The 21,759-nt window shown below is 56.9% G+C and carries 20 protein-coding genes and 1 pseudogene; 11 read left to right on the forward strand and 10 right to left on the reverse strand.

The genetic code is table 11. From position 1 onward, the window contains the following. Positions 1 to 206: 206 nt before the first annotated feature. The 4 genes from glnH to ybiO all read left to right on the forward strand — a co-directional run bounded on the left by glnH (position 207) and on the right by ybiO (position 4,850). Complete coding sequence (glnH, locus tag EL098_RS15230; protein ID WP_038474244.1) at positions 207 to 953, forward strand: glutamine ABC transporter substrate-binding protein GlnH; 747 nt, start codon at positions 207 to 209, stop codon at positions 951 to 953. A 128-nt stretch (positions 954 to 1,081) separates the two neighbouring features. Next, positions 1,082 to 1,741: a glutamine ABC transporter permease GlnP gene (gene glnP, locus EL098_RS15235; RefSeq protein WP_126357019.1), complete on the forward strand. Its 660-nt coding sequence runs from the start codon at positions 1,082 to 1,084 to the stop codon at positions 1,739 to 1,741. Continuing rightward, a complete protein-coding gene (glnQ, locus tag EL098_RS15240) occupies positions 1,738 to 2,460 on the forward strand; it encodes a glutamine ABC transporter ATP-binding protein GlnQ (RefSeq protein WP_126357020.1) in 723 nt (240 codons plus the stop codon). The genes glnP and glnQ overlap by 4 nt, the downstream gene beginning before the upstream one ends. A 131-nt stretch (positions 2,461 to 2,591) precedes the next feature. Then, positions 2,592 to 4,850: a mechanosensitive channel protein gene (gene ybiO / locus EL098_RS15245; RefSeq protein ID WP_126357021.1), complete on the forward strand. Its 2,259-nt coding sequence runs from the start codon at positions 2,592 to 2,594 to the stop codon at positions 4,848 to 4,850. Here the strand turns inward: ybiO and rlmF are convergent, their stop codons facing one another. Beyond that, positions 4,851 to 5,792 (reverse strand): 23S rRNA (adenine(1618)-N(6))-methyltransferase RlmF, encoded by a 942-nt coding sequence (gene rlmF, locus EL098_RS15250; RefSeq protein ID WP_126357022.1) that lies wholly within the window; start codon positions 5,790 to 5,792, stop codon positions 4,851 to 4,853. It lies immediately after the preceding gene. Positions 5,793 to 5,893: 101 nt separating this feature from the next. Between rlmF and EL098_RS15255 the strand changes: the two genes are divergently transcribed. The 5 genes from EL098_RS15255 to EL098_RS15275 all read left to right on the forward strand — a co-directional run bounded on the left by EL098_RS15255 (position 5,894) and on the right by EL098_RS15275 (position 10,872). Then, positions 5,894 to 6,520 (forward strand): flavin reductase family protein, encoded by a 627-nt coding sequence (locus EL098_RS15255; protein ID WP_126357023.1) that lies wholly within the window; start codon positions 5,894 to 5,896, stop codon positions 6,518 to 6,520. 182 nt (positions 6,521 to 6,702) lie between these two features. Next, positions 6,703 to 6,960 (forward strand): DUF1471 family periplasmic protein McbA, encoded by a 258-nt coding sequence (gene mcbA / locus EL098_RS15260; protein WP_126357024.1) that lies wholly within the window; start codon positions 6,703 to 6,705, stop codon positions 6,958 to 6,960. Between the two features lie 190 nt (positions 6,961 to 7,150). Further along, positions 7,151 to 8,458, forward strand: coding sequence for a PTS cellobiose transporter subunit IIC (celB, locus tag EL098_RS15265; protein ID WP_126357025.1), 1,308 nt, complete (start codon positions 7,151 to 7,153; stop codon positions 8,456 to 8,458). Positions 8,459 to 8,464: 6 nt separating this feature from the next. After that, positions 8,465 to 9,433: a N(4)-(beta-N-acetylglucosaminyl)-L-asparaginase gene (locus EL098_RS15270; RefSeq protein WP_126357026.1), complete on the forward strand. Its 969-nt coding sequence runs from the start codon at positions 8,465 to 8,467 to the stop codon at positions 9,431 to 9,433. Then, entirely contained in the window at positions 9,430 to 10,872 is a 1,443-nt protein-coding gene (locus EL098_RS15275; protein WP_126357027.1) for a leucyl aminopeptidase, read from the forward strand. The genes EL098_RS15270 and EL098_RS15275 overlap by 4 nt, the downstream gene beginning before the upstream one ends. Positions 10,873 to 10,904: 32 nt before the next feature. Here EL098_RS15275 and EL098_RS15280 read toward each other — a convergent pair whose 3' ends face one another. Next, positions 10,905 to 11,738 (reverse strand): helix-turn-helix domain-containing protein, encoded by an 834-nt coding sequence (locus EL098_RS15280; protein ID WP_126357028.1) that lies wholly within the window; start codon positions 11,736 to 11,738, stop codon positions 10,905 to 10,907. Between the two features lie 361 nt (positions 11,739 to 12,099). Here EL098_RS15280 and ybiJ point away from each other — a divergent pair, with 361 nt between their 5' ends. Continuing rightward, the gene (gene ybiJ / locus EL098_RS15285; RefSeq protein WP_126357029.1) at positions 12,100 to 12,360 is read left to right on the forward strand and encodes a DUF1471 family protein YbiJ; all 261 of its coding nucleotides are present in this window, start codon (positions 12,100 to 12,102) and stop codon (positions 12,358 to 12,360) included. A 139-nt stretch (positions 12,361 to 12,499) separates the two neighbouring features. Here the strand turns inward: ybiJ and ybiB are convergent, their stop codons facing one another. The 6 genes from ybiB to EL098_RS15315 form a co-directional block, all read right to left on the reverse strand. Further along, positions 12,500 to 13,468, reverse strand: a complete 969-nt coding sequence (gene ybiB / locus EL098_RS15290) for a DNA-binding protein YbiB (protein WP_126357030.1) — start codon at positions 13,466 to 13,468, stop codon at positions 12,500 to 12,502. A 14-nt stretch (positions 13,469 to 13,482) separates the two neighbouring features. Beyond that, the gene (gene dinG, locus EL098_RS15295) at positions 13,483 to 15,642 is read right to left on the reverse strand and encodes an ATP-dependent DNA helicase DinG (protein ID WP_126357031.1); all 2,160 of its coding nucleotides are present in this window, start codon (positions 15,640 to 15,642) and stop codon (positions 13,483 to 13,485) included. 192 nt (positions 15,643 to 15,834) lie between these two features. Further along, positions 15,835 to 16,233, reverse strand: a complete 399-nt coding sequence (locus EL098_RS15300) for a CesT family type III secretion system chaperone (RefSeq protein ID WP_126357032.1) — start codon at positions 16,231 to 16,233, stop codon at positions 15,835 to 15,837. Positions 16,234 to 16,235: 2 nt separating this feature from the next. Beyond that, entirely contained in the window at positions 16,236 to 17,576 is a 1,341-nt protein-coding gene (locus EL098_RS15305; protein ID WP_126357033.1) for a hypothetical protein, read from the reverse strand. Between the two features lie 76 nt (positions 17,577 to 17,652). Beyond that, positions 17,653 to 18,288 (reverse strand): XopG/HopH/AvrPtoH family type III secretion system effector, encoded by a 636-nt coding sequence (xopG, locus tag EL098_RS15310; RefSeq protein WP_126357034.1) that lies wholly within the window; start codon positions 18,286 to 18,288, stop codon positions 17,653 to 17,655. 21 nt (positions 18,289 to 18,309) lie between these two features. Next, the gene (locus EL098_RS15315) at positions 18,310 to 18,792 is read right to left on the reverse strand and encodes a CesT family type III secretion system chaperone (protein WP_126357035.1); all 483 of its coding nucleotides are present in this window, start codon (positions 18,790 to 18,792) and stop codon (positions 18,310 to 18,312) included. A gap of 216 nt (positions 18,793 to 19,008) precedes the next feature. Between EL098_RS15315 and EL098_RS15320 the strand changes: the two are divergent. Next, positions 19,009 to 19,654 (forward strand): annotated as a pseudogene (locus tag EL098_RS15320) (response regulator). Here EL098_RS15320 and EL098_RS15325 read toward each other — a convergent pair. Further along, entirely contained in the window at positions 19,632 to 21,107 is a 1,476-nt protein-coding gene (locus EL098_RS15325; RefSeq protein WP_126357036.1) for a sensor histidine kinase, read from the reverse strand. The pseudogene EL098_RS15320 and the gene EL098_RS15325 overlap by 23 nt on opposite strands. A 46-nt stretch (positions 21,108 to 21,153) precedes the next feature. After that, a complete protein-coding gene (locus tag EL098_RS15330; RefSeq protein ID WP_126357037.1) occupies positions 21,154 to 21,747 on the reverse strand; it encodes an RNA polymerase sigma factor in 594 nt (197 codons plus the stop codon). Positions 21,748 to 21,759 lie beyond the last annotated feature (12 nt).

Here is a 21,759-nt window from a genome sequence, read left to right on the forward strand (position 1 = left end):
GGTAAAACTTCCCCCAGAGCTGCCGGTCCATTTTGCGCACCAAAATGGTGCACCATAACGGTGCGTTATGACCGACTTGCCACGCTCAACGTGCAATGGTAATAAATCACCTCCTTGCAAAACAGTAAGTTGCAAATTTGGCACGATTCTTTCATGAGTCGCCGCTGACGCAGGGGATCGCCCCGTGGATTAACAAAGGAAATGCTATGAAGTCGATTTTGAAAGTTTCACTGGCTGCACTTACCCTGGCTTTCGCTGTATCTTCTCATGCCGCAGATAAAAAACTGGTCGTTGCGACCGACACCGCATTCGTTCCTTTCGAATTTAAACAAGGCGATAAATACGTCGGCTTTGACGTGGATCTGTGGGCGGCTATCGCAAAAGAGCTGAAGCTGGACTACACCCTGAAGCCAATGGACTTCAGCGGCATCATCCCTGCCCTGCAAACCAAAAACGTGGATCTGGCGCTGGCCGGTATCACCATTACCCCTGAGCGCGAAAAAGCCATCGACTTCTCCGACGGCTACTACAAAAGCGGCCTGCTGGTCATGGTTAAAGCCAACAACAACGACATCAAAAGCGTGAAAGATCTGGACGGTAAAGTGGTCGCGGTTAAAGGCGGCACCGGTTCCGTCGATTACGCGAAAGCCAACATCAAAACCAAAGACCTGCGTCAGTTCCCGAACATCGATAACGCTTACATGGAACTGGGCACCAACCGCGCTGACGCCGTTCTGCACGACACGCCAAACATTCTGTACTTCATCAAAACCGCCGGTAACGGTCAGTTCAAAGCGGTAGGTGAGTCTCTGGAAGCTCAGCAGTACGGCATCGCCCTGCCTAAAGGCAGCGACGAACTGCGCACCAAAATCAACGGCGCGCTGAAAACCCTGAAAGAGAACGGCACCTACAACGAAATCTACAAAAAATGGTTCGGCACTGAGCCAAAATAATAATTCTAAGTGTTAAGCAGGACCTGAGGGGCGCCTTTCGCCCCTCTTATTATTAAACGCCTCCAACGCCTTCAGGCCTCGCCTGAAAGCCGAAGAAGGTGAATCACGGTAGACAACAGGAACACATCATGCAGTTTGACTGGAGCGCCATTTGGCCTGCAATTCCCATCTTGTTTGAAGGCGCCAAGATGACCCTATGGATTTCTATCCTCGGTCTTTGCGGCGGTTTAGTAATTGGTTTAATCGCGGGCTTTGCTCGCACCTACGGCGGTTGGATTGCCAACCACGTTGCCCTTGTTTTCATCGAAGTGATTCGCGGCACGCCAATTGTGGTACAGGTGATGTTTATCTACTTCGCCCTGCCAATGGCCTTTACCGACCTGCGTATCGATCCGTTTAGCGCCGCGGTCGTCACTATCATGATCAACTCCGGGGCCTACATCGCAGAAATCACCCGCGGTGCGGTACTTTCGATTCACAAAGGCTTCCAGGAAGCGGGCCTTGCGCTTGGGCTGTCAAAACGTGAAACCATCCGTCACGTTATAATGCCGCTGGCGCTGCGCCGTATGCTGCCGCCGCTGGGTAACCAGTGGATCATCAGCATCAAAGACACCTCGCTGTTCATCGTTATCGGTGTAGCAGAGCTGACTCGTCAGGGTCAGGAGATTATCGCCGGTAACTTCCGCGCGCTGGAGATTTGGAGTGCCGTTGCGGTCTTCTATCTGATTATTACCCTGGTGCTGAGCTTCGTGCTGCGTCGCCTTGAAAGAAGGATGAAAATCCTGTGATTGAATTTAAAAACGTCTCCAAGCACTTCGGCCAAACCCAGGTGCTGCACAATATCGATCTGAACATCAAACAGGGCGAAGTGGTGGTGATTATCGGGCCAAGCGGCTCCGGCAAATCTACGCTGCTGCGCTGCATCAACAAGCTGGAAGAGATCACCAGCGGCGACCTGATCGTTGACGGCCTGAAAGTGAACGACCCGAAAGTGGACGATCGCCTGATTCGTCAGGAAGCCGGCATGGTGTTCCAGCAGTTCTACCTGTTCCCGCACCTGACGGCGCTGGAAAACGTCGCCTTCGGCCCGATTCGCGTTCGCGGCATGAAAAAAGAGGCGGCTGAAAAGCTGGCGAAAGAGCTGCTGGCGAAGGTTGGCCTGGCGGAACGCGCTCACCATTATCCGTCAGAGCTTTCTGGCGGCCAGCAGCAGCGCGTGGCCATCGCCCGTGCGCTGGCCGTTAAGCCGAAGATGATGCTGTTTGATGAACCAACATCGGCCCTCGACCCGGAACTGCGTCACGAAGTGCTGAAAGTTATGCAGGATCTGGCAGAAGAAGGGATGACCATGGTTATCGTGACCCACGAAGTCGGCTTTGCCGCCAAAGTGGCCTCCCGCCTGATCTTTATCGATAAAGGTCGCGTGGCTGAAGACGGTAATCCGCAGGAGCTTATCGACAACCCGCCGAGCCCGCGCCTGCGCGAGTTCCTGCAGCACGTCGCATAACGCTTCACCCAGGGCGGCTGGCTGCAAACCCACCGCCCTGCTTCTCTGGAATAATCCCGCTTTTCTCCTCGTCAGAATCTCAGCCACTATACTTACTCCTTTGTCAGATTTTCTCAGTCCGGAGGAGCGCTGTGCGATGGATCCTGATATTACTTTTTAGCCTGATGAGCCTGCCCGGCCACGCCGTCACCCTGCCTGCCGCCGCGGTCGCCGCATCAACGCCCCCATCCAGCAGCACGGCACCGGCAGAGCCCAGCGTAGAAGAAAAGAAAAAGGCTTACTCGGCGCTAGCCGACGTACTGGACAACCCAAAGTCCCGCAGCGAACTCATCGGGCAGCTTCGCAAAGTCGCCGCTGATGACGCCTCGCAAACCGTTCCCGCTATCACGCCGCCGGATACGCTTACCGAAGATAAAACGGTGCTCGAAAACGTCACTGACGTCAGCCGCCGCTATGGGGGAGAGCTCACCCAGCGCTTTGAGCAGCTGCAGCAAAATATTGCCAGCGCACCGAGGAAAGCTTTTAACCAGCAGACTTTCTTCAATGCGCTGAGCCACTTCGCGATGCTTGCCAGCGCCGTCTTCGTCTTTTATTTCCTGCTTCGCGCCTGCGTCAGGCCGCTGTGGGCCAAAATGGGCGACTGGGGACGACGCAAAAACCGCGACCATACCAACTGGCTTCATCTGCCGATAACCATTCTCGGTGCTTTTGCGGTGGATATCCTGCTGCTGGCGCTGACGCTGTTCGTCGGCCAGCTCCTCAGCGACAACATGAACGCGGGCAGCGCCACCATTGCGCGCCAGCAGGGGCTGTTTCTTAACGCCTTTGGGCTTATTGAATTCTTTAAGGCCGTGCTGCGCCTCATTTTCAGCCCCCGTTTCCCGGCGCTGCGCCCCTTTCCCATTGGCGATAGGGGCGCATGCTACTGGAGCCTGCGTCTTTCGTGGCTGAGTACGATGATCGGCTATGGGTTACTGGTGGTCGTCCCGATCCTTGCCAACCAGGTCAACGCCCAGATCAGCGCCATGGTCAACGTGGTGGTGATGCTGCTGATTACCCTCTGGGCGCTGTACCTGATTTTTCATAACAAACGCGCCATCCAGCAGAGCCTGATCCACCTCGCAGACCGTTCGATGAGCTTCTTTAGCCTGTTTATTCGCGCTTTTGCGCTCGTCTGGCACTGGCTTGCCTGCCTCTATTTTGTGGTGCTGTTTTTCCTTTCTCTCTTCGACCCTGGCAACAGCCTGAAATTTATGATGGGCGCCTCGCTGCACAGCCTGACCATCATCGGCGTGGCGGCGTTTATCTCCGGCATGCTTTCACGCTGGATAGCAAAAACCATTACGCTCTCTCCGCAGGTCCAGCGCAATTATCCCGAGCTGCAAAAACGGCTTAACGGCTGGATCTCCGTCTCGCTGAAGCTGGCACGTATTCTTACCGTCTGCATCGCGGTGATGCTGCTGCTGGATGCCTGGGGCCTGTTTGATGTCTGGCAATGGCTCACTCAGGGCGCTGGCGAGAAAACCGTCGATATCCTTATTCGTATCCTGCTGATCCTTTTCTTCTCCGCAGTCGGCTGGACGCTGCTGGCAAGCCTGATTGAAAATCGCCTCGCCTCCGATATCCATGGCCGCCCGATGCCCAGCGCACGGACCAGAACGCTGCTTACCCTGTTCCGCAACGCGCTGGCCGTGGTGATAAGCACCATCACCATCATGATCCTGCTTTCTGAAATTGGCGTGAACATTGCGCCGCTGCTGGCCGGTGCCGGTGCCCTGGGGCTGGCGATCAGCTTTGGCTCGCAAACCCTGGTGAAGGATATTATTACCGGGATATTTATTCAGTTTGAAAATGGGATGAACACGGGAGACTACGTCACCATCGGCGCAATTACCGGCACCGTGGAGAAAATGTCTATCCGCTCGGTGGGCGTGCGTCAGGATACGGGGGCCTACCACATCATTCCGTGGTCATCGATAACGACCTTCGCCAACTTCGTGCGCGGCATCGGCTCTTTCGTTGCAAACTACGACGTCGACAGGCAGGAGGACGTGGATAAAACCAACCGCGTACTGAAAGAGGCGGTCGAAGCGCTAATGAGCAAGGAAGAGATTCGTATGCTGGTGATTGGCGAGCCGCTGTTCTCCGGCATCGTGGGCCTGACGAATCAGGCATTTACGGTACGCGTCACCTTTACCACCCTGCCGCTAAAACAGTGGACGGTGCGCTATGCGCTCGACGGAATGGTCAAAAAACACTTTGATGAGGCGGGCATCAGGCCGCCGGTGCAAACCGTACAGGTTATGCAGCCGGGTGCCGATGCGGCGCAGGCCATGCAGGCCTCAGAAGCGGCGGCCAGCGCGTTGCCGCCCGCCAGCCCAACAAGTTAACTATTTACCGCGGTTTTTTGCCCAGCGTGCGCGCTGGGCATCATCCATAAAGCTCCAGGCGATAAAACGGCTCTGCTTTTGCCCCTGAGCCATCTCCTTTTTCACCACCTTCACGACGCCGGTTTCCTGCATCACGCGGTACAGCGCAGGCAGGTTTTCCCCCTTCGACACCAGCGAGGTGAACCACAGAACCTGACGGCCAAATGCCTGACTTTCTTTGATCATCTGGCTTACGAAGGCCACTTCTCCGCCTTCGCACCACAGCTCCTGCTGACGGCCACCGAAGTTAAGGGCGGCATCTTCGCTCTGGCCAAGATTGCGGCGCTTACGTTCGCTCACGCTGCGGGCTGCTTCCTCTGAGTCATGGAACGGCGGGTTGCAAAGCGTGGCGTCGTAGGTTTCATTTTTATGGATAATCCCGTCCAGAATACTGGCGGCATTTTTCTGGCGGCGAAGGCGAATCATGCGGCTAAGCCCCGGATTGCCGTCAACAATTTGCTGCGCGCTGCGGAACGCGTCTTCATCCAGCTCGGAACCGGTAAAGCGCCAGCCGTATTCATGCTGACCGATCAGCGGATAGATACAGTTTGCGCCCACGCCGACGTCCAGTACGGACGCCTGAGCAGGCACAGCGCCGCCGTTGCTTTCCGCCAGCAGATCGGCGAGATGGTGAATATAGTCCGCACGGCCCGGCACCGGTGGACAAAGGAAGCCTTCCGGAATATCCCACTGCTTGATCTGGTAAAAGTGGGCCAGCAGAGCCTGGTTAAGCGCCTTCACCGCCAGAGGATCGGCGAAATCAACGGTGGTGTCACCGTGCGGCCCCTGACGCAAAAACGCGGCCAGCGCCGGGCTGCTTTCGGTTAACGCGGCAAAGTCATAGCGACTGCGGTGGCGGTTGCGCGGGTGCAAACCAGGTTTAGTAGCGGCTGGGGTTTTCATCGGGGCTTCTCCTTGTGTGGGCGCGTAAGATACTCTGCTCTCCGCGTCGGGTAAATACATCGCTGACGATTTGACCTTTCCAACACAACTTCAGGTGCGTAATGAGTAAAAAACGTTATTACTACGAGCCCGTGGAAGGCCACGGTTTACCGCACGACCCGCTGAACGCCATCGTCGGGCCGCGCCCGATTGGCTGGATCTCCTCCTGCAATCTGCAGGGCCAGCGTAACCTTGCGCCGTACAGCTTCTTTAACTGTTTTAACTATCGCCCACCGATCATTGGCTTCGCCAGCAGCGGCTGGAAAGACAGCGTCCAGAACATCCTCGACACCAAAGAATTCGTCTGGAACCTCGCCACTCGCCCGCTGGCAGAGCAGATGAACGAAACCTCCGTGACGCTCCCAAGAGGCGAAGATGAGTTCCAGCGCGCAGGCCTGACCCCCGTCGCGGGGACAAAGGTAAAAGCAAGCCTGGTGGCGGAAAGCCCGGTCCACTTCGAGTGCCGCCTGTCGCAGTGCATTCGCCTTACCTCGGCCGACGGCGAGGAGTTAAACAGCTGGCTGGTGCTGGGCGAAGTGGTTGCCGTCCACATCGATGAGGACCTGCTTATCGATGGCATCTATCAGACCGCACTGGCGCAACCCGTGCTGCGGGCCGGAGGGCCAACCGCTTATTACACGGTAGATGAGTCCCGGCGTTTTGACCTGGTTCGCCCGGATGCGCGCTAAAGCTAAAAAAATCAGCCACATATATGTGGCTTTTTTGTCAGCATTGGGTCAAGTTTTATCGTTCAAAAAACACGCACAACTCCATCAGTTTTTTGCGTCATCACCTGCCAGCGAAGGAACTAGACTGTAGTTGTCAGACAACAAAAAGGTGTTTTGCTCTCAACGCTCAAGAGGATGTAAAGATGAAAAAGCTGCTGTATTTCTCTGCGGTTATCTCTCTTGCTGCACTGCCTTTTGCCTCCATGGCAGCCCAGGAAATGAGTGACGCAAACCTCGGCCAGCTGCGCCCGGTGGGTACCGTAACCGCCAAAGCCAGCAACCTTGACGATCTGCAGGCCAAACTGGCAGAAAAAGCCAAAGAACAGGGTGCAACCGGCTTCGTGATTAACTCTGCGGGCGGTGATAACCATCTGTACGGTACCGCCACTATCTACAAATAGCCCTCTCCCTGACCGCCACAATGCCCCGCGCTGCGGGGCAATTTTATTTTTATCCCCCGAAAATAAATTAAGTAATCATATGATACTTATATGGCCCATCTGTGAATTAACTCACTTTATTGCCGCTGAACAAACACTAAGGTAATGGCACGCAAGAATTGTCTCTTGTGATTACTTACGGAGCGGTAAAATGAAAAACCTGATGGCCGCATTAGAAGCCCGGCTGATGCCTCTGGCCGCCAAAATGGCGCAGCAGCGCCACCTCGGCGCCATTCGCGACGCCTATATCTCGTTCATGCCGTTTATTATCGTTGGCTCGATCCTGCTGGTTATCTCGTCATTCCCGAGCAGTCACTACCAGCAGTTTATGGCCGCTATTTTTGGTGAGGGGTGGTCCGCCACCGTTGAGATCCCTTTTAACGCAATCTTCTCGACAATGGCGGTATTCATCAGCTTTCTGGTGGCCTATCGGCTGGCAGAGCGCTATAACATCGACAGAATGTCCTCCGGCATTTTGTCACTCTCCTGCTTCCTGATCCTCACCCCTTTCGCAAAGCACCCTGACCTCGGCAACCTGATTCCGTTGGAGTGGCTGGGGTCGAAGGGGCTGTTTGTCGCGATGCTTGGAGCACTGGCCAGTACGGAGCTGTTTGCCTGGATGCTGCGTCAGAACTGGGTGATCAAAATGCCGGATGGCGTCCCTCCGGCGGTACAAAAATCTTTTGCGGCGCTTATCCCGTCGCTGCTGATCCTGATTCTCGCCCTGGCCATTCGTGTGCTCTTTGCAAAAACCGACTATCACACCATTCATCAGTTCGTTTATGAAGTGCTGGCGACGCCGATCCGCCACTTCGGCACCTCCTATATTGGCGCGCTGTTTACCTGCTTTAGCATTACCAGCCTGTGGTCCGTGGGGATCAACTCAGGCTCAATGGTCAACGGCATTCTTCGCCCCTTCTGGATGGAAAACCAGATGGACAACCTGGCCGCCACTCAGGCCGGCATGCCGCCGCCGCACGTGGTCACGGAGCAGTTTTACGACATGATCTGGATGGGCGGCGCGGGTGCCACCTTGTCTCTGGTGATTGCTATGCTGCTTTTCGCCCGCAGTCAGCACATCAAAAACGTCTCGCGGCTGGCCGCCGGCTCCTCCATTTTCAATATTAACGAGCCGGTGCTGTTTGGCCTGCCGGTCATCATGAACCCCGTCATGCTGATCCCATTTAACCTTGTGCCGCTCGTGCTGGTCACGGTGCAGTACATCGCCATGTCCGTCGGCGTGGTAGCGACCACCACCGGGGTGTATATCCCCTGGACCCTGCCGCCGGTGTTAAGCGGATTTATCGTCACCGGGCACCTGAGCGGCGCGGTTATCCAGCTGGTTAACCTGTGCCTCGGAGCACTGATATACCTGCCGTTCCTGAAAGTTGTCGACAGACAGTACCGGGCCAGTGAAACCCCGGCACCGGTGACCGAACCTAAACCCGCCACGGAGTAGTTAAACATGACGCTATCAGCAAACTGGGGAACGATCGCCACCTGGCGTATGGCATGGGAAGGAATTGGTGAAGCCGCAGAGCGTCTGCAGCAGGGCGGTTCAGCCAGCGACGCTGCGGTCCATGCGGTCAAATGCGTAGAGGATTATCCTTTCTATAAATCGGTCGGCTTCGGCGGACTGCCAAATGAAAAAGGCGAGGTTGAACTGGACGCCGCCTTTATGGACGGTACCAGCCTGGCGCTCGGCGCCGTCGCAGGGGTAAGAAATATTGCTAACCCGATTCTGGTCGCCAAAGCTCTGAGCGAAGAGCGCTTCAACAGTTTTATGGTCGGCCAGGGAGCGGAAGCGTGGGCAAAAGATCGGGGCTTTGAAAGCAAAACCATGCTGACCGAGCGCGCACATAATCACTATCTTAAGCGCAAACGTGAAACGCTGGATCGCGGTCTAAGCCCCTACACCGGGCACGATACCGTCGGCGTTATCGCCCTCGACGGTCAGCAAAGAATGTCGGTCGCCACCTCCACCAGCGGCCTGTTTATGAAGCGCCCTGGCCGCGTAGGTGACTCGCCGGTTTCCGGCTCCGGCTTCTACGCCGACAGCGAAGTGGGCGCAGCCACCGCCACCGGCCTTGGCGAAGATTTAATGAAAGGCTGCATCAGCTACGAGATTGTCAGCCGCATGGCGCGAGGAATGTCACCGCAGCAGGCGGCGGAGTCGGCGGTTTACGACCTGGAAGCAAAGCTAATGGCTCGCTACGGCCGCGCTGGCGACCTCTCCGTCGTCTGCATGAACAACAGGGGCGAATACGGCGCGGCCACAACCATCGACAACTTCTCCTTCTCTGTCGCCACGCCGGCACAGCCTGCCCAGGTGTTCCTCACCGCCAGGGAAGGTAATCGCACGCTCATCCGCCCGGCCGATCGCGAATGGCTGGACGCCTACCAACGGCGCATCACCGCGGAGGTTATCCAATGAAGTGCCTGCTTGTCTCACCCGACGCCGCATTTAACAATGCCCATCTGATCTTATGGAATACCTCCCTGAGCCGCTGGCCAGACGCGCTTCAGCCCCTGCTGAAAGAGATGTCTGCTCACGATGAGCCGCAAACAACCTCCTTTGGTTTACAGGGCATATGTAGGCGTCTGTCACTGCTGCCTTCTGCAGAAGTTGCCCAACCAGCGGTGCTCCGAAAGCTGCTTTCAGCTGTTGAAACGCTGCTGCCTTCTCCCGTTTTACAGCCCGTCGCGCTGGATCTCGCGGGCTTTAATCTGGCGGATGAAACCACATTTGTGCGGCTACGCACGCTATTAATTGCCGTGCTCAACTGCTTCTATCAACTGCCGCAGCTGGGATATCGCCAGGATCTGCCGCAAAGCGACGGCGAGCTGTGGCTGATTACCGAACCCAATAACGCGCTGGCGCGACGGCTGGCTGAGCAGGCCGAGGCTATCGCTCAGGGAATGCGGCTTTCCCGCCAGTTGGCGGATTTACCCGCCCTGGACTGCCGCCCGCAGGATGTGGCGCAGCGGGCGGAAGCCTGGGCCAGCCAGCACTCGAAAACCCACTGCGAGATCCTCGACGAGCAGGCCATTTTCGACCGCGGGCTCGGCTGCCTGCACGCCACCGGAAAAGGCAGCGTCCACCCTCCCCGGCTGGTTACGCTGCGCTGGCAGGGTGCTGCCCAACAAGAGCCGGTTTATGCCCTGGTCGGCAAAGGAATAACCTTCGATACCGGCGGGATGTGGCTGAAAGAGGGCGAAGGCATGCGCACGATGAAATACGACATGTGCGGTGCGGCGGTGGTCTTTGGCATGATGGAAACCGTTAAGCGCCTGAACCTGCCCATCAACGTCGTTGCGGTCATGGCGCTGGCGGAAAACATGCCCGGCAGCACCGCAATGATGCCGGGTGACGTTGTGCGTGCCCATTCGGGCGCGAGCGTAGAAATCATTAATACCGATGCCGAAGGCCGTCTGGTGCTGGCCGATGCCCTCAGCTACGCCGCAGAACGCTTTAAGCCTGCCGGCATGATTGACGTCGCCACGCTGACCGGCGCGGTGGTAAAAGCCCTGGGCTACGACATCTCGGGGCTGATGAGCAACGATGAAGCGTTAAGCCAGCGCCTGCAGCAGGCGGGAAACCTGACGCAGGATCGCGTCTGGCCGCTGCCACTGGATGAAAGCTTTGACGGCCAGGTAAAGAGCGCGATTGCCGACTATACCAACACGCCGCCCAACAACGCTGCCATCGCGGTGTCTGCCGCACAGTTCCTCAGTAAGTTTTGCCGCCAGCGCCCCTGGGCGCACCTCGACGTCAGCGGCACCGCGCTGTCACGGGGTAAATTCACCCAGGCGAGCGGCCGACCGGCACATTTGCTGACGCAGTATTTACTGGCGCTTTGTGAGGGGAAATAGCCTTGCGATCGTTAAAGCGCTCTTCGGGCGCTTTAACGACTGGGATGATTGAGTTTCAGCCACGCCTCAGGCGTCAGGTTTTTCAGCCGGCTGCGAATCATCCTTTTATTAAGCAGATCTTCAAACTCCAGCAGCACGGCGCCTAACCCCAGACGCTTATCGAAGCGCTCGCCGTTTAACAGCGCTTCCAGCGGCTGGTGATAATTGCCCTGCCCGGCTTTTTCAAGCCAGCTTTCCTGCGGTGCCGCAGTTAAGGGAACGCCAAGCGTCTCTGCAAGAGTCTGTGTAAACGCGCACGGTTTCGCCGTTAAGGAAAGCACGGGCAGCGGAAGCCCTTCGCGCAGGAACCCAACCAGCGGATCAGCAACGCCCTCGCATCCTCTTTCCCTTAGCGCAACGGCTATATAGCCGGAGACGCGATCGCTGAACGCCAGCAGCTCGCCCTGCTTATGGCTAAGGATTTCGGGCAGCGGGAAAGTATCAAGCACAAAATGGCCCGGTTGCTTATTGAGATCCGGCTTGCTCATGCGCGACTGCTGCCAGTTTTGCAGCATGCGGCTGACGCTTGCGCGAGAAATTCCCTGCTGAATCAGCAGGCGTGCGGCTTCAAGAAGTTCGTCCAGCGAAAGGGCCAGGCGCAGGCGCAGAAACACCAGCATCGACTCCTGCTCGTGGCTTAACGCCCGATGAATCGTATTTGGTCGATGAGATTTGTCGTAGCAGTCGTCGCGCCTGCGCCAGCGGCGGACGGTATCGACCGAAATGTTCAGCTCTTCCGCCAGCTCGCCGTCCGTTTTTTCGGATTCCTGAATGTACTTGCGCGTACGCGGCGTTGTTGTGGCGTTGGAGTGCAGCTTTATCTCCATCGAACCTCATCCATCGGGTTGAAAAGGAAAGACATCATTATAAAAGCTTCCCCTGAAGGATGCTGCGCTAAAAATCAAACTGATGCCGAAAAGGGGGCGCAAGCGATTGCACATCAGGTACGACCAGCGTTGGTAAAAAGAGTAGCAAAATGTGCGCAAACTAAGTGTTCCCAGGGTTAACGTCACGCAGTGAAACTATTTACCCCGTAATCACTATTTATTTCAACAGGTTATAACTAATTCAATTTTTTTGATTAAGGTCGTCAATTCTCTTCGATTTATTCTTCCGTCTAAAAGTGTGACCATAATCACATCGACGGAACAACGTCACCTTAACAGAACAACCTGCGAGAATTAAGCCATGAAAACCATCAAATATGCTGTAGCTGCACTTGCTCTCTCTACTCTCTCCTTCGGTGCTTTCGCTGCACAGTCCGTTAACGAAGCACAGGCACAAAATCTGAACAAAGTCGGCGTCGTTTCCGTGACTGGCGCAACGACCCTGGACGGCCTGGAAGCAAAACTGGCTGCTAAAGCTGAAGCTGCTGGCGCAAGCTCTTATGCCATCACTTCTGCCAACACCGAAGGCCACATGAGCGGCACCGCGGTTATCTACAAATAATCACGCGCTCAAGCTTTACCCTCATTACCCTCATTGAGGCCGATACCCTCATCGGCCTTGATAGCACTACCCTTGTTAAACCCTGATGTTACCCTTGTTTGCCCGCGATGCCTGTCGCGGGCTTTTTTTTGCTCGTCATTCAGAAAACTTCAGCAACGCGTGCAAGGCCAGCCTCAAGCGTCGCCGCGTCCCCCGTCGCGACCAGGCAACAGGCCATCTGAATTTTTAGCGATTGCGGCACCGGCTCAACGCCTGCGACGCAGCGCTCAATCCAGCGGGCTGTCACCTCAGGATCTTTTCCTGACGGCAGCGCAACGGCCTCGCCGTCGGTGTCGGTTTGCCGCTCGCTGACGACGCGAGTTCCCAGGCCATCAATCAGCGCAATCTGCGGGCAACGCAGCGGATTAGCGTACACCTCGCCTTCGGTACCGTGCATCAGCAGCCCACGACCGCCGATATCGGCAAAGAACTTCGCCACTTTGGGCACATATTCCGGATGAGACACGCTGGCGAGACGCAGCGCGGCGTCTTCGGCAAACGGCGTGGCCAGCTTGGCCAGCGTATGCGCGCTGTTACGCACGCCCATCCGCCAGCGCATCGCCAGCTGGGTCTCCATCGGCGGGCAAAGTACGCCAATCGGCAGGAAGACGGGATGATGATTCTCGAGCTTCGCCTGCGCCTGCCCGGCGTGGCGGGTCGGCTCAATCCCCAGCAGCGTAAAAATCGTTTCCGTTAACACCCGGCCAGGGTCTTCACTCACACCGTGAACCACCACCGGGTAGCCGAGCTTGTTGAGCAAAAGCGCCAGCAGCGGCGTGAGGTTAGCCTGCTTGCGGGCGCCGTTATAGGAGGGAATCACAACAGGCATCGGTTTGCCCTGCGGCGGCGTAAGCGAAATGACGTGCTGCTTCATCGCCTCATAGAAACCGAGCATCTCCGCTTCGCCTTCCCCCTTAATACGCAGGGCAATCAGCACGCCGCCCAGCTCCAGGTCCGGCACTTCGCCCTTAAGCATGTGGCTGTACAACCCGCGCGCGGTATCAAAATCGAGATCTCTGGCGTGGTTTTTGCCACGGCCAATTTCTTTAATGATTTTGCGATAGTCCATTCAGACTCTCCTTGCTATTTCTTGCTCACACGTTTGCGCCGTACGGTGTGTTTCGGCGTCGTTATTATCACCTTCGCTTCCGGCGCATCGGGCTGCTCAATCGGGAACACCGGAAGCGCGGCCAGCAGGCGCTCGCCGTAGCGTTTACTCAGCAGGCGGCGGTCGTATATGACTATCTCACCATAGCAGGCGTGGCTGCGAATTAAACGCCCTACTTGCTGGATCAGGTTAAAAGAGGCGCTGGGTAAACTCTGCACTTCAAACGGGTAGCGGTTGAGGCTTTTCAGCCATTCACCTTCGGTGACAACAACCGGGCTGTCCACCGGTGGGAAAGCAATTTTATGAATATGGACCTGGGTGAGCAGATCGCCTTTCAGATCCAGTCCTTCGGCAAAAGATTGCAGGCCGATAAGTACGCTGGTCTCACCCTGTTCAACGCGCTTGCGGTGCAGCTCAACCAGACGGTAGCGAGGCTGATCGCCCTGCACCAGCAGCATCAGCCGCAGGTCGGTGACGTGGGTTAAAAACTGCTGCATCGCCCGGCCGCTGGCAAACAGCACCAGCATCGCTTTATGCTCGCCTTTCGCCAGCTCCGCGCGAAAGAAGGCCGCCATCTCGGCGATATGCTGCGCTTCATGCTCCATCAGCGGCTCAAAGCGCATTTTCGGAATGACGATTTTGCCCTGCTCGATATGGTTAAACGGCGAGTCGAGGTGGATAAAGCGGTCGCCCGCTTTCTCACGCAGCCCGCTCATTTCCTGCAGGCGATCAAATCGGTTAAGCGAGCGCAGAGTGGCAGAGGTCACGATCACGTGCGGCACCTTGCGCCAGAGCATTTTTTCCAGCTGATCGCTGACGCGGATACCCACGCAGTGGAAGAGCAGGTGCGGCTGCCCCTCACGAATTTCACGCGTAACCCATTTCGACACCGGCGCGCCGGAGGCCTGCTCCATCGCCGACAGCTTCCACAGCTTGCTCTGCGCTTCGAAGAAGCCTAACGCCCTGTTCATCTGCAGCAGCGCGCGGTGCAGACGCACGATGTCATGGCTGGCGGTTTTTTCACTCAGATCGTTAAGCAGGGCCTCCGCGAGGCTTCTCAAGGCCTCCATCAGCTTCGCCAGACGCTGGCAAATGATCATCACCTCTTCCGGCAGCGTGCCCATCTCAAAGCGATGTTCACCCTCCCTGTCGCCCGGCAGCCAGAGGCTGACAATGTTATTAAACGACTGCAGCAGCTCGTAAACTTCGTCGCAGTGGTTGGTCAGGCGCTCAGGCACGGTCAGCGGCGGCGGGCTTTTGGGGCGGAACTGCGCCATGCAGGTTTCCACCAGCTTGCTGAACAGATCAAGCTGCAGGCGACTGTAGCCCGGCGTTACCTCTGCGCTCATCTCAAGCGCATCACGGGCAACGTCGGCAAGATGGTGGCCTTCATCCAGCACCAGCAGCAGATTTTTGGCTTCCGGCAGTACCGCGTCGCTTTCCAGCGCCGCCATCACCAGCGCATGGTTGGCAACCACCACCTCCGCCTCGTCGATTTCACGGCGCGCCACAAAGAACGGGCACTCCTTATACCAGTGGCAGTTTCGCCCAAGACAGCTGGCCTTATCGGTGCTTAGCCGTCGCCAGAGATCGTCCTCGATGGCCTCGTCGGTATGATCGCGCAGCCCGTCCCACTTATAGCCGTCGAGGCTGGCTTTCAGTTTAGCGCAGCGCTGCTGCTCGGCTTTGCTGGTCGGCGCCATCTCATCATCGAGAAAGGCCAGCAGATCGCCCTGCGTAAAATTGTCGGTCGCCAGCGCGGCCAGGTTTCGTGGGCAGACGTAACGCCCGCGCCCGAAGGCGGCGGTAAACTTCAGATCGGGGATAATTTTGCGGAGCAGCGGAAGATCTTTGCTGTAAATCTGGTCCTGAAGCGAGACGTTGGCGGTGCTGACCACCAGCGTTTTTTGGTCTCCCCGGGCAATGGCGATGCCGGGAATCAGGTAAGAGAGGGTCTTGCCGACGCCGGTCGGCGCTTCGATAGCCAGATGCCGCCCTTCATCACCGGCAAGGGTCTTCGCCACCTCGGCGATCATCTGTCGCTGGGGTGCTCGCGGAATAAAGTCCGGGATCTGCTGCTGTAACGCCTTATACCAGGCGCCGATTTGCGCTTTTTGCGACGACGACAAAGCCATAACATCACTTCTTTCTCTGAATAATTTAAGTCACAGAACTGCGCCTGTGGCTTTAATTATGACGAGATACTGTATAAACAGCCACTATTGTTTCACTTTTACTCCCCTGGCCCTGGCATTTTTTCCTGTTTTGGGCGGCTCATTCAGAAAACGTTTTAACCGCACCGGGCGGTTAAAACGTGAGACTGAGATTTACACCAACCACGCGGCCAGCTTTTCGGCCTGCAGGGCAAAGCGGTTAAACAGCCGCTTAAGCACTTCCGGCTCCAGCTGATGGAACGGCAAACTGCTCCACTGCACCACCTTCTGCTGGTCCGGCAGCAGCCCGGTGAGCACCGGCGGGTAGTCCATCCCCAGCAGATTGGCCTGCAGCAGCACAGTGAGCGTTTCCGGATCGCTGAGTCGGGTAGGCTGAGCGGGCAACAGACAGCTCAGTAAAAGGTGCCCGACCGGGGATTCGCTGATCTCCAGGGTCACGCCCTCGCCAAGCTCCAGGGAATAGCCTTCCGCGTTCTCCAGTTCGGCTTTCTGCCCCAGCTCATCGGTCAATAATGGCTGCAAAATTTGCGCTAATTTTGTCGGTGCTGGCATCGTTAGTTACCTAAAATCCGCCGGAATGCGGCCGTGACGGAGTTAGAGCGTGGACGAGTACGGGATGGCGCTGGCGCGGTGCCGTAAACGTCGGAAGGAATCACTGGCGCATCGCGGTAAACCGCATGACTCCCCATGGCGTGTGCGGGCGCGTGGGCGTGTACCGGCGGAGGCCCATAGCTATAAACCGGCGCTGCCGCGGGCGGCGGACCATAGCTGTACGCGGGTCCGGAGGCCGGAAGCGGGATAGTGCTGTACATATTTCCCGGTGCCGGAGGAGGCGCGTAGATCGGCATCGCCGCTGGCCGAATATCGGTGGAGTTTGCCCGCCGGCGAGACGAGGTAGGCGGTACCGCATTCGATGCTGTTCGTGGACGACGTCCGCGGGAGGAGGATTCAGCGGCGAACGATTCCGTGCGCTGACGAGGGCGATCGTTACTGCTAAACGTTGGTGCAGGCGTCCCGCGCTGCTGGGCTTCGGCGGCAGCATAGGGACCGCTCATTCTTGAACGCATCTGCCCGACGGAGAGCGACTGGTCAAAATGCTGCACTACGCCGCGGCTGTCTACCCCGTCGTACTGAACGCCCAGGTTATTCGAGGCGTGGCGCTGAACGTATCCCGGCCCGGCAACCACCGAGTCGCGCAGCTGCTCCGGGCTTAACTTAGCCAGGTTTGGCGCTGCCTTGCGGAACGCTTTATCCACCTCGGCCTGCGTCGCTTTCTCGCCCCGCAGCAGCTTCTCACGCACGTCATCGTCCCTGTAGCCCGGCTGGAACGTTTGCAGGACGTGGAAGGAGTCGCCGAATTTCGCGTCCTTCAGCCGCATGGCGCGTCCAAATTCAGGCCAGGGATCGGAGACGATGGATTTGCCGTCGGCGCGAGGATCGCCGATGACCACAAAAGCATGGTCAACGTTACGGTTATGTACCACCGAAACAGGCTGTTTAACGCGGGAGTTTGCCAGCAGCAGCGCATTTACCGCCGCCATTTCACCGCAGTTGCCTGCACGAAACTTCGAGGCTTCCCAGGCGCGAACGGTGTAGTCCCCATTGCCCGTTGCCTTCTGAGACAGCAGCGTTCGTTTATAGGATTCCCCCGCCGTGGCGCGAACATGGTTCTTTTGGTTGCCTGACCCCATGTCAAGAATGCGCCAGGTATCGTCTATCGCTTTATTGGCGTAATAGAGCGCGTCCGCCTGGCGCGCTGACACATTCACGGCGCGGTCATAGTGTTGATTGTTGTTGGGCTCCAGCGCGATGCGCATGGATACCCGCCGGTTTGAATTACCGCTTATCAGGCCAGGATCGACCCGCAAGCTGGTATCTACGCTGTTTAACGGCATGATATCTCCCCACTTGAGTTATTAAGTCAAAGGTTAAGTGGGGAGAGTGGTGCGGTGGTTCCTGAGGCGGGGTAATTTATCCTGCGGCGTACTGCCCGCGCAGCGGCAGGCCGTGCTCCTGGCGAATACCGTTTTCGGAAAGCGCTTCCCCCGCGTACCGGCCAATACCTACCGCCCGAGCTTCCTCCTGTCCGGCAGGAGATTGAGTATCGTAACGGTTCGAAGTCCCTCCGGTGTAAGTTCCCTTCATCATGCGATAGCCGTGCACCAGCTCATGCCCGAGAGAAACGAAAGCCAGCGAATGATCGTTCAGCAGGCTTGGCCGTCCATGGGCGTCAATGGCCAGCGACTGCCGCGGGTTCCAGTCTACGCTAACGCTGGTTCCCTCACCTTTCTTCCCGAGCGGCTGCTTTTGAGCCAGCTGCGTCGCTTTTTTATTGTGGGCCTGATCGTATTCACTGCTCGACAGATGGAAGCGACGCACTTGAGATTCGGTCAACACCGGACGAGCAACCGTGTTTGCCATCGCCGTGACTTTCACTTTGACGTAGCGGCCGTTGGTGCTGAGGCCTCGCAGTTCGTCCACCAGGCTTCTGCCGTTAGGGCGGCTGAGCAGCTGGCGCAAAGCGCTTTCAGCCAGGTGGTAGTCTTCCGGACGGTGGTATTCAATCGCGATATGCGGCGCAACGTGACTGGCAGAAATTGTACTCATTTTTTCCCCTTTGATATGACGTTAACGTCGGGACATCAGCGCTTCGACCTGGTGGCGCTGAAGCCGGTCTTTTTGTGCCTCAGGCGTAGACAGGCGCTGGCGCGGTACGACCGGCTGGCACCAGCGGCCAATCACCGACAGCGTCCAGCTCAGGCGCTCAAACAGAGGAAGCAGCGTGTCGAGGTGCAGCCCATCGAGCGGCAGAGAAGCCCATACCACCAGCTGCGCGCGATCTTTATCCGCGGCAACAATGATGGCCGGCTGCTGGTCAATATTCAGGTTGGCCTGCAGCAGCTCAAGCAGCAGCGCCTCACCGGGCTGCTCGGGCAGCGCCAGCATGCCCATCATTACCAACGTCATGTTTTCCGTCAGTTCCAGAAAGACCTGCTGGCCGCCGTCAAGCGTTAACGAGTAGTAGCCCTGCGGGTTTAAGGCCATAGAAGGAACATTCAGCTGTTTAAACAGCGGCTGGAGTTTGTGGTAGAGCTGTTCGGCAATCACCATGATTACGCCTGTGTCAGTAAGCAACGTGAGCCGTAAGTGTTCGACAGAAGCGGCCAGTTCCGGGAGCAACTTGTAACAAGCTGCAACCTTTATCGCCCCCGGCAAAGCTAGATTCGCCGCGGCGAGGCTGCTATGTTCATTTATCACGCGTCTTGGCAATTTGTGCGCGATAATTATTTTTATAAAAAAGAATCATTTGATAACTATAAATTATGGATGACAGACGGTATGGCAATCAGACTCCTCCTCGCGGACGACCACATTTTGATGCGCGAGGGCCTGAAACAGATCTTTTCGCTGGATAAGAAGATAAAAGTGGTGGCGGAAGCCGGCTGTGGCAAAACGGTGCTTTCGCTGCTGACGGAAGTCGATGTTGATGTGCTTCTGCTGGATCTCTCCATGCCCGGTGAGTCCGGGCCGGAGCTGGTGCAGCAAATCACCAGGCTGTGGCCGATGCTGCCGGTGCTGGTCTTAAGCATGCACAACGAGCCACAAATCGCCCAGATGGTCCTCGCCAGCGGCGCCCACGGATTTATTACCAAAGATCAGGCCCCCCCAAACGCTGCTGCACGCCATTCATAGGGTGGCCGCCCGCCAGCGCTACATCGACCCTTCGCTGGCGGAAGCCATTGTTTTTTCAACCCAGGAAAATGACCAGCTGCGCCGCTATGCCACGCTATCTCAGCGTGAAAAGCAGATCCTCCGCCTGCTGAGCAGCGGCGAAAACATCAACGGCATTGCGGAGGTGCTGAACATCAGCAACAAGACGGTCAGCACCCACAAAACCCGGATGATGGAAAAAATGCAGTTCGACAACAACGCCGACATTATCAAGTTTGCTATTCGCTATCATAAGCTTTAGCCGGACTCGACGGGGTATAAGGGATCTCGATATGCACGCAGCTCCCTTTGCCCGGCGCGCTGTGGATAGTAAAGGCCCAGCCCTTCATCATGCAGCGTTCACGCATGCTCAATAGCCCAAATGCGCCGTCGGACACCAGGCCCGGGTCAAATCCCTGACCATCGTCATTGATGCAGATAAGCACGACTTTGCCCCGCGTCATAACCTTCACCTCCACTTCCCGCGCTTTTGCATGGCGCTGAACGTTCGTGAGCGACTCCTGCACCACGCGGAAAATCGCCGTCACCTCATCGTCACACAGCGACACCGGCAGCGGCTGGATAGTCAAAGTACAGACCCCGGAGCGGTGCTTATTAAACTGATCCCTCAGCCAGATAAGCGCGGGCTTCAGCCCCATATTCAGCACCGCCGGACGCAGCTGGGTGGCGATATCCCTCACCACTTTGATGGTGCCGTCCACCAGCTGGGTCAGCGGCTCGACTTCCTGGCCGAGCGAGGGATGGTTCTGGCCCAGCAGCGAGATGCCTACCCGCAGCGAGGTAAGATGCTGGCCCAGCTCATCGTGGATCTCTCTCGCCATGTGCTTACGTTCGTTTTCGACGCTGCTCTGCAGCTTCTGGGTCATCTGCCGCAGCTGCTCGTGGGTCTGGCGCACCTGCTGTTCGGCAAAATATTGCCGGGAGGCTGGGCGAGCGATCACCAGCACGGATTTCAGCCTCTGCTCCAGGGTAAATTCCGGGATAAAACGTGCCTGATAAATCCTCGCTATCCGCGAGTCTGTCCTTGCGCCGTGCAGTACGGCCTCCAGCTGAATATGCTTTCGCAGCACCAGCTGCAGCGACCAGTTGATCTGCTCCATCAGCGTTGAGTCACCGATAAGCGCACTCATCTTCAGGCCGATAGCCGCCGCGCTTTTTGGCATGCACTGCTGCGCGGTTTCGTTGGCATAGAGCAGCCTTTGCTCGCTGTCCACGCGCAAAATCGCGTCCGGCACATTATCCAGAATGTCGCGTAGTTCGTTTTCGCGGTCGTAGTAAAAACGATGAATATCATTGCGATAGCGGGTATCGCAAACCACCATCATCACCCAGTCCTGCCCCTGATGCTCAAAGCGGCTGGGGCAAACCTCCACCGGGATTGCCAGATCCGGCGAGGCGTGGAACCTGGCGTTGATTTTATCGCCGTACGGCGAATGTTCCGGCTGCTCCAGATGCTGTTCCACCACCGCAAGCAGCGGCAAATCGCCGTAGCCTCTCAGGCGGATAAAAATGTTTTCGCCTGACAGGCGCTCGTCGTTGCCCTGCTGGCAAACGCTGAGCGCCTTACGGTTGGCAAAAACAATCCTGAAATCCCTGTCAACAATGAATACCAGCTCGCGCATGCTGTTGAAAGCGGCGCCCAGCAACTCCGGCACGTCTTTGGGCCGTGGACACGGCCCGCCGTCTTGTTTCATAGGTTGTTATTCTTCTCTTTCAGGGGATAACAAAGCGCGCACCGGCTCAGCTCAGGCTATCCCATCCCAGATCCTGTTTTAACGACTGTCGGAGACGGGAAAGACGGGAGCGCACGGTGCCGATCGGAATGGTCATCCGGTCAGCCGCTTCCTGGTAACTGATGTCGTTATCGACGATCAATTGTAATAATTGTTGATAATCTTCAGGGAGTTGAGCAATGCGCTGCAACACTTTCGTCAGGATATCTTTCCCCTCTGTCACGCCATCTGGCTGCTCCGAATGCAGCAGCGAACCGAGCACGTCATCATTTAACTCATCGTGCAGGTAGCTCACTTTGACGGATTTATAGTGATTTTTCACCAGGTTTACAGCAATCCCGAACATCCAGGTTTCCGGCCGCGATGAGCCGCAGAACTTGTGTTTATTGCGGATCACCTCATACCAGGTGTTCTGCACAAGGTCTTCTATATCGGCAAAATTTGCCACGCGTTTACGAATAAAATTATACAGACGCTGCTCGTTATCGCGCATTACTCGCTCCCAGTTAACCACCGGAAACTCCCCCTGCAAAACGTTGGACTCAAAAGCCGGCTGCGCCTCAGGGAAGGGCTGTGAATCGAAATCAAACATCGCTGACATAGTGAACACCTT

It is taken from the genome of Cedecea lapagei (assembly GCF_900635955.1).
Classification (GTDB): domain Bacteria; phylum Pseudomonadota; class Gammaproteobacteria; order Enterobacterales; family Enterobacteriaceae; genus Cedecea; species Cedecea lapagei.

What these genes read in the sequence shown, in the direction of transcription:
- EL098_RS15315 (WP_126357035.1), bottom strand. Translation starts at nt 18,792, where the DNA reads ATGGTGATTGCCGAACAGCTCTACCACAAACTCCAGCCGCTGTTTAAA.
- EL098_RS15255 (WP_126357023.1), top strand. Translation starts at nt 5,894, where the DNA reads ATGAGTAAAAAACGTTATTACTACGAGCCCGTGGAAGGCCACGGTTTA.
- rlmF (WP_126357022.1), bottom strand. Translation starts at nt 5,792, where the DNA reads ATGAAAACCCCAGCCGCTACTAAACCTGGTTTGCACCCGCGCAACCGC.
- mcbA (WP_126357024.1), top strand. Translation starts at nt 6,703, where the DNA reads ATGAAAAAGCTGCTGTATTTCTCTGCGGTTATCTCTCTTGCTGCACTG.
- EL098_RS15305 (WP_126357033.1), bottom strand. Translation starts at nt 17,576, where the DNA reads ATGCCGTTAAACAGCGTAGATACCAGCTTGCGGGTCGATCCTGGCCTG.
- ybiJ (WP_126357029.1), top strand. Translation starts at nt 12,100, where the DNA reads ATGAAAACCATCAAATATGCTGTAGCTGCACTTGCTCTCTCTACTCTC.
- ybiB (WP_126357030.1), bottom strand. Translation starts at nt 13,468, where the DNA reads ATGGACTATCGCAAAATCATTAAAGAAATTGGCCGTGGCAAAAACCAC.
- EL098_RS15300 (WP_126357032.1), bottom strand. Translation starts at nt 16,233, where the DNA reads ATGCCAGCACCGACAAAATTAGCGCAAATTTTGCAGCCATTATTGACC.
- xopG (WP_126357034.1), bottom strand. Translation starts at nt 18,288, where the DNA reads ATGAGTACAATTTCTGCCAGTCACGTTGCGCCGCATATCGCGATTGAA.
- EL098_RS15270 (WP_126357026.1), top strand. Translation starts at nt 8,465, where the DNA reads ATGACGCTATCAGCAAACTGGGGAACGATCGCCACCTGGCGTATGGCA.
- celB (WP_126357025.1), top strand. Translation starts at nt 7,151, where the DNA reads ATGAAAAACCTGATGGCCGCATTAGAAGCCCGGCTGATGCCTCTGGCC.
- glnH (WP_038474244.1), top strand. Translation starts at nt 207, where the DNA reads ATGAAGTCGATTTTGAAAGTTTCACTGGCTGCACTTACCCTGGCTTTC.
- EL098_RS15280 (WP_126357028.1), bottom strand. Translation starts at nt 11,738, where the DNA reads ATGGAGATAAAGCTGCACTCCAACGCCACAACAACGCCGCGTACGCGC.
- dinG (WP_126357031.1), bottom strand. Translation starts at nt 15,642, where the DNA reads ATGGCTTTGTCGTCGTCGCAAAAAGCGCAAATCGGCGCCTGGTATAAG.
- EL098_RS15325 (WP_126357036.1), bottom strand. Translation starts at nt 21,107, where the DNA reads ATGAAACAAGACGGCGGGCCGTGTCCACGGCCCAAAGACGTGCCGGAG.
- glnP (WP_126357019.1), top strand. Translation starts at nt 1,082, where the DNA reads ATGCAGTTTGACTGGAGCGCCATTTGGCCTGCAATTCCCATCTTGTTT.
- EL098_RS15330 (WP_126357037.1), bottom strand. Translation starts at nt 21,747, where the DNA reads ATGTCAGCGATGTTTGATTTCGATTCACAGCCCTTCCCTGAGGCGCAG.
- EL098_RS15275 (WP_126357027.1), top strand. Translation starts at nt 9,430, where the DNA reads ATGAAGTGCCTGCTTGTCTCACCCGACGCCGCATTTAACAATGCCCAT.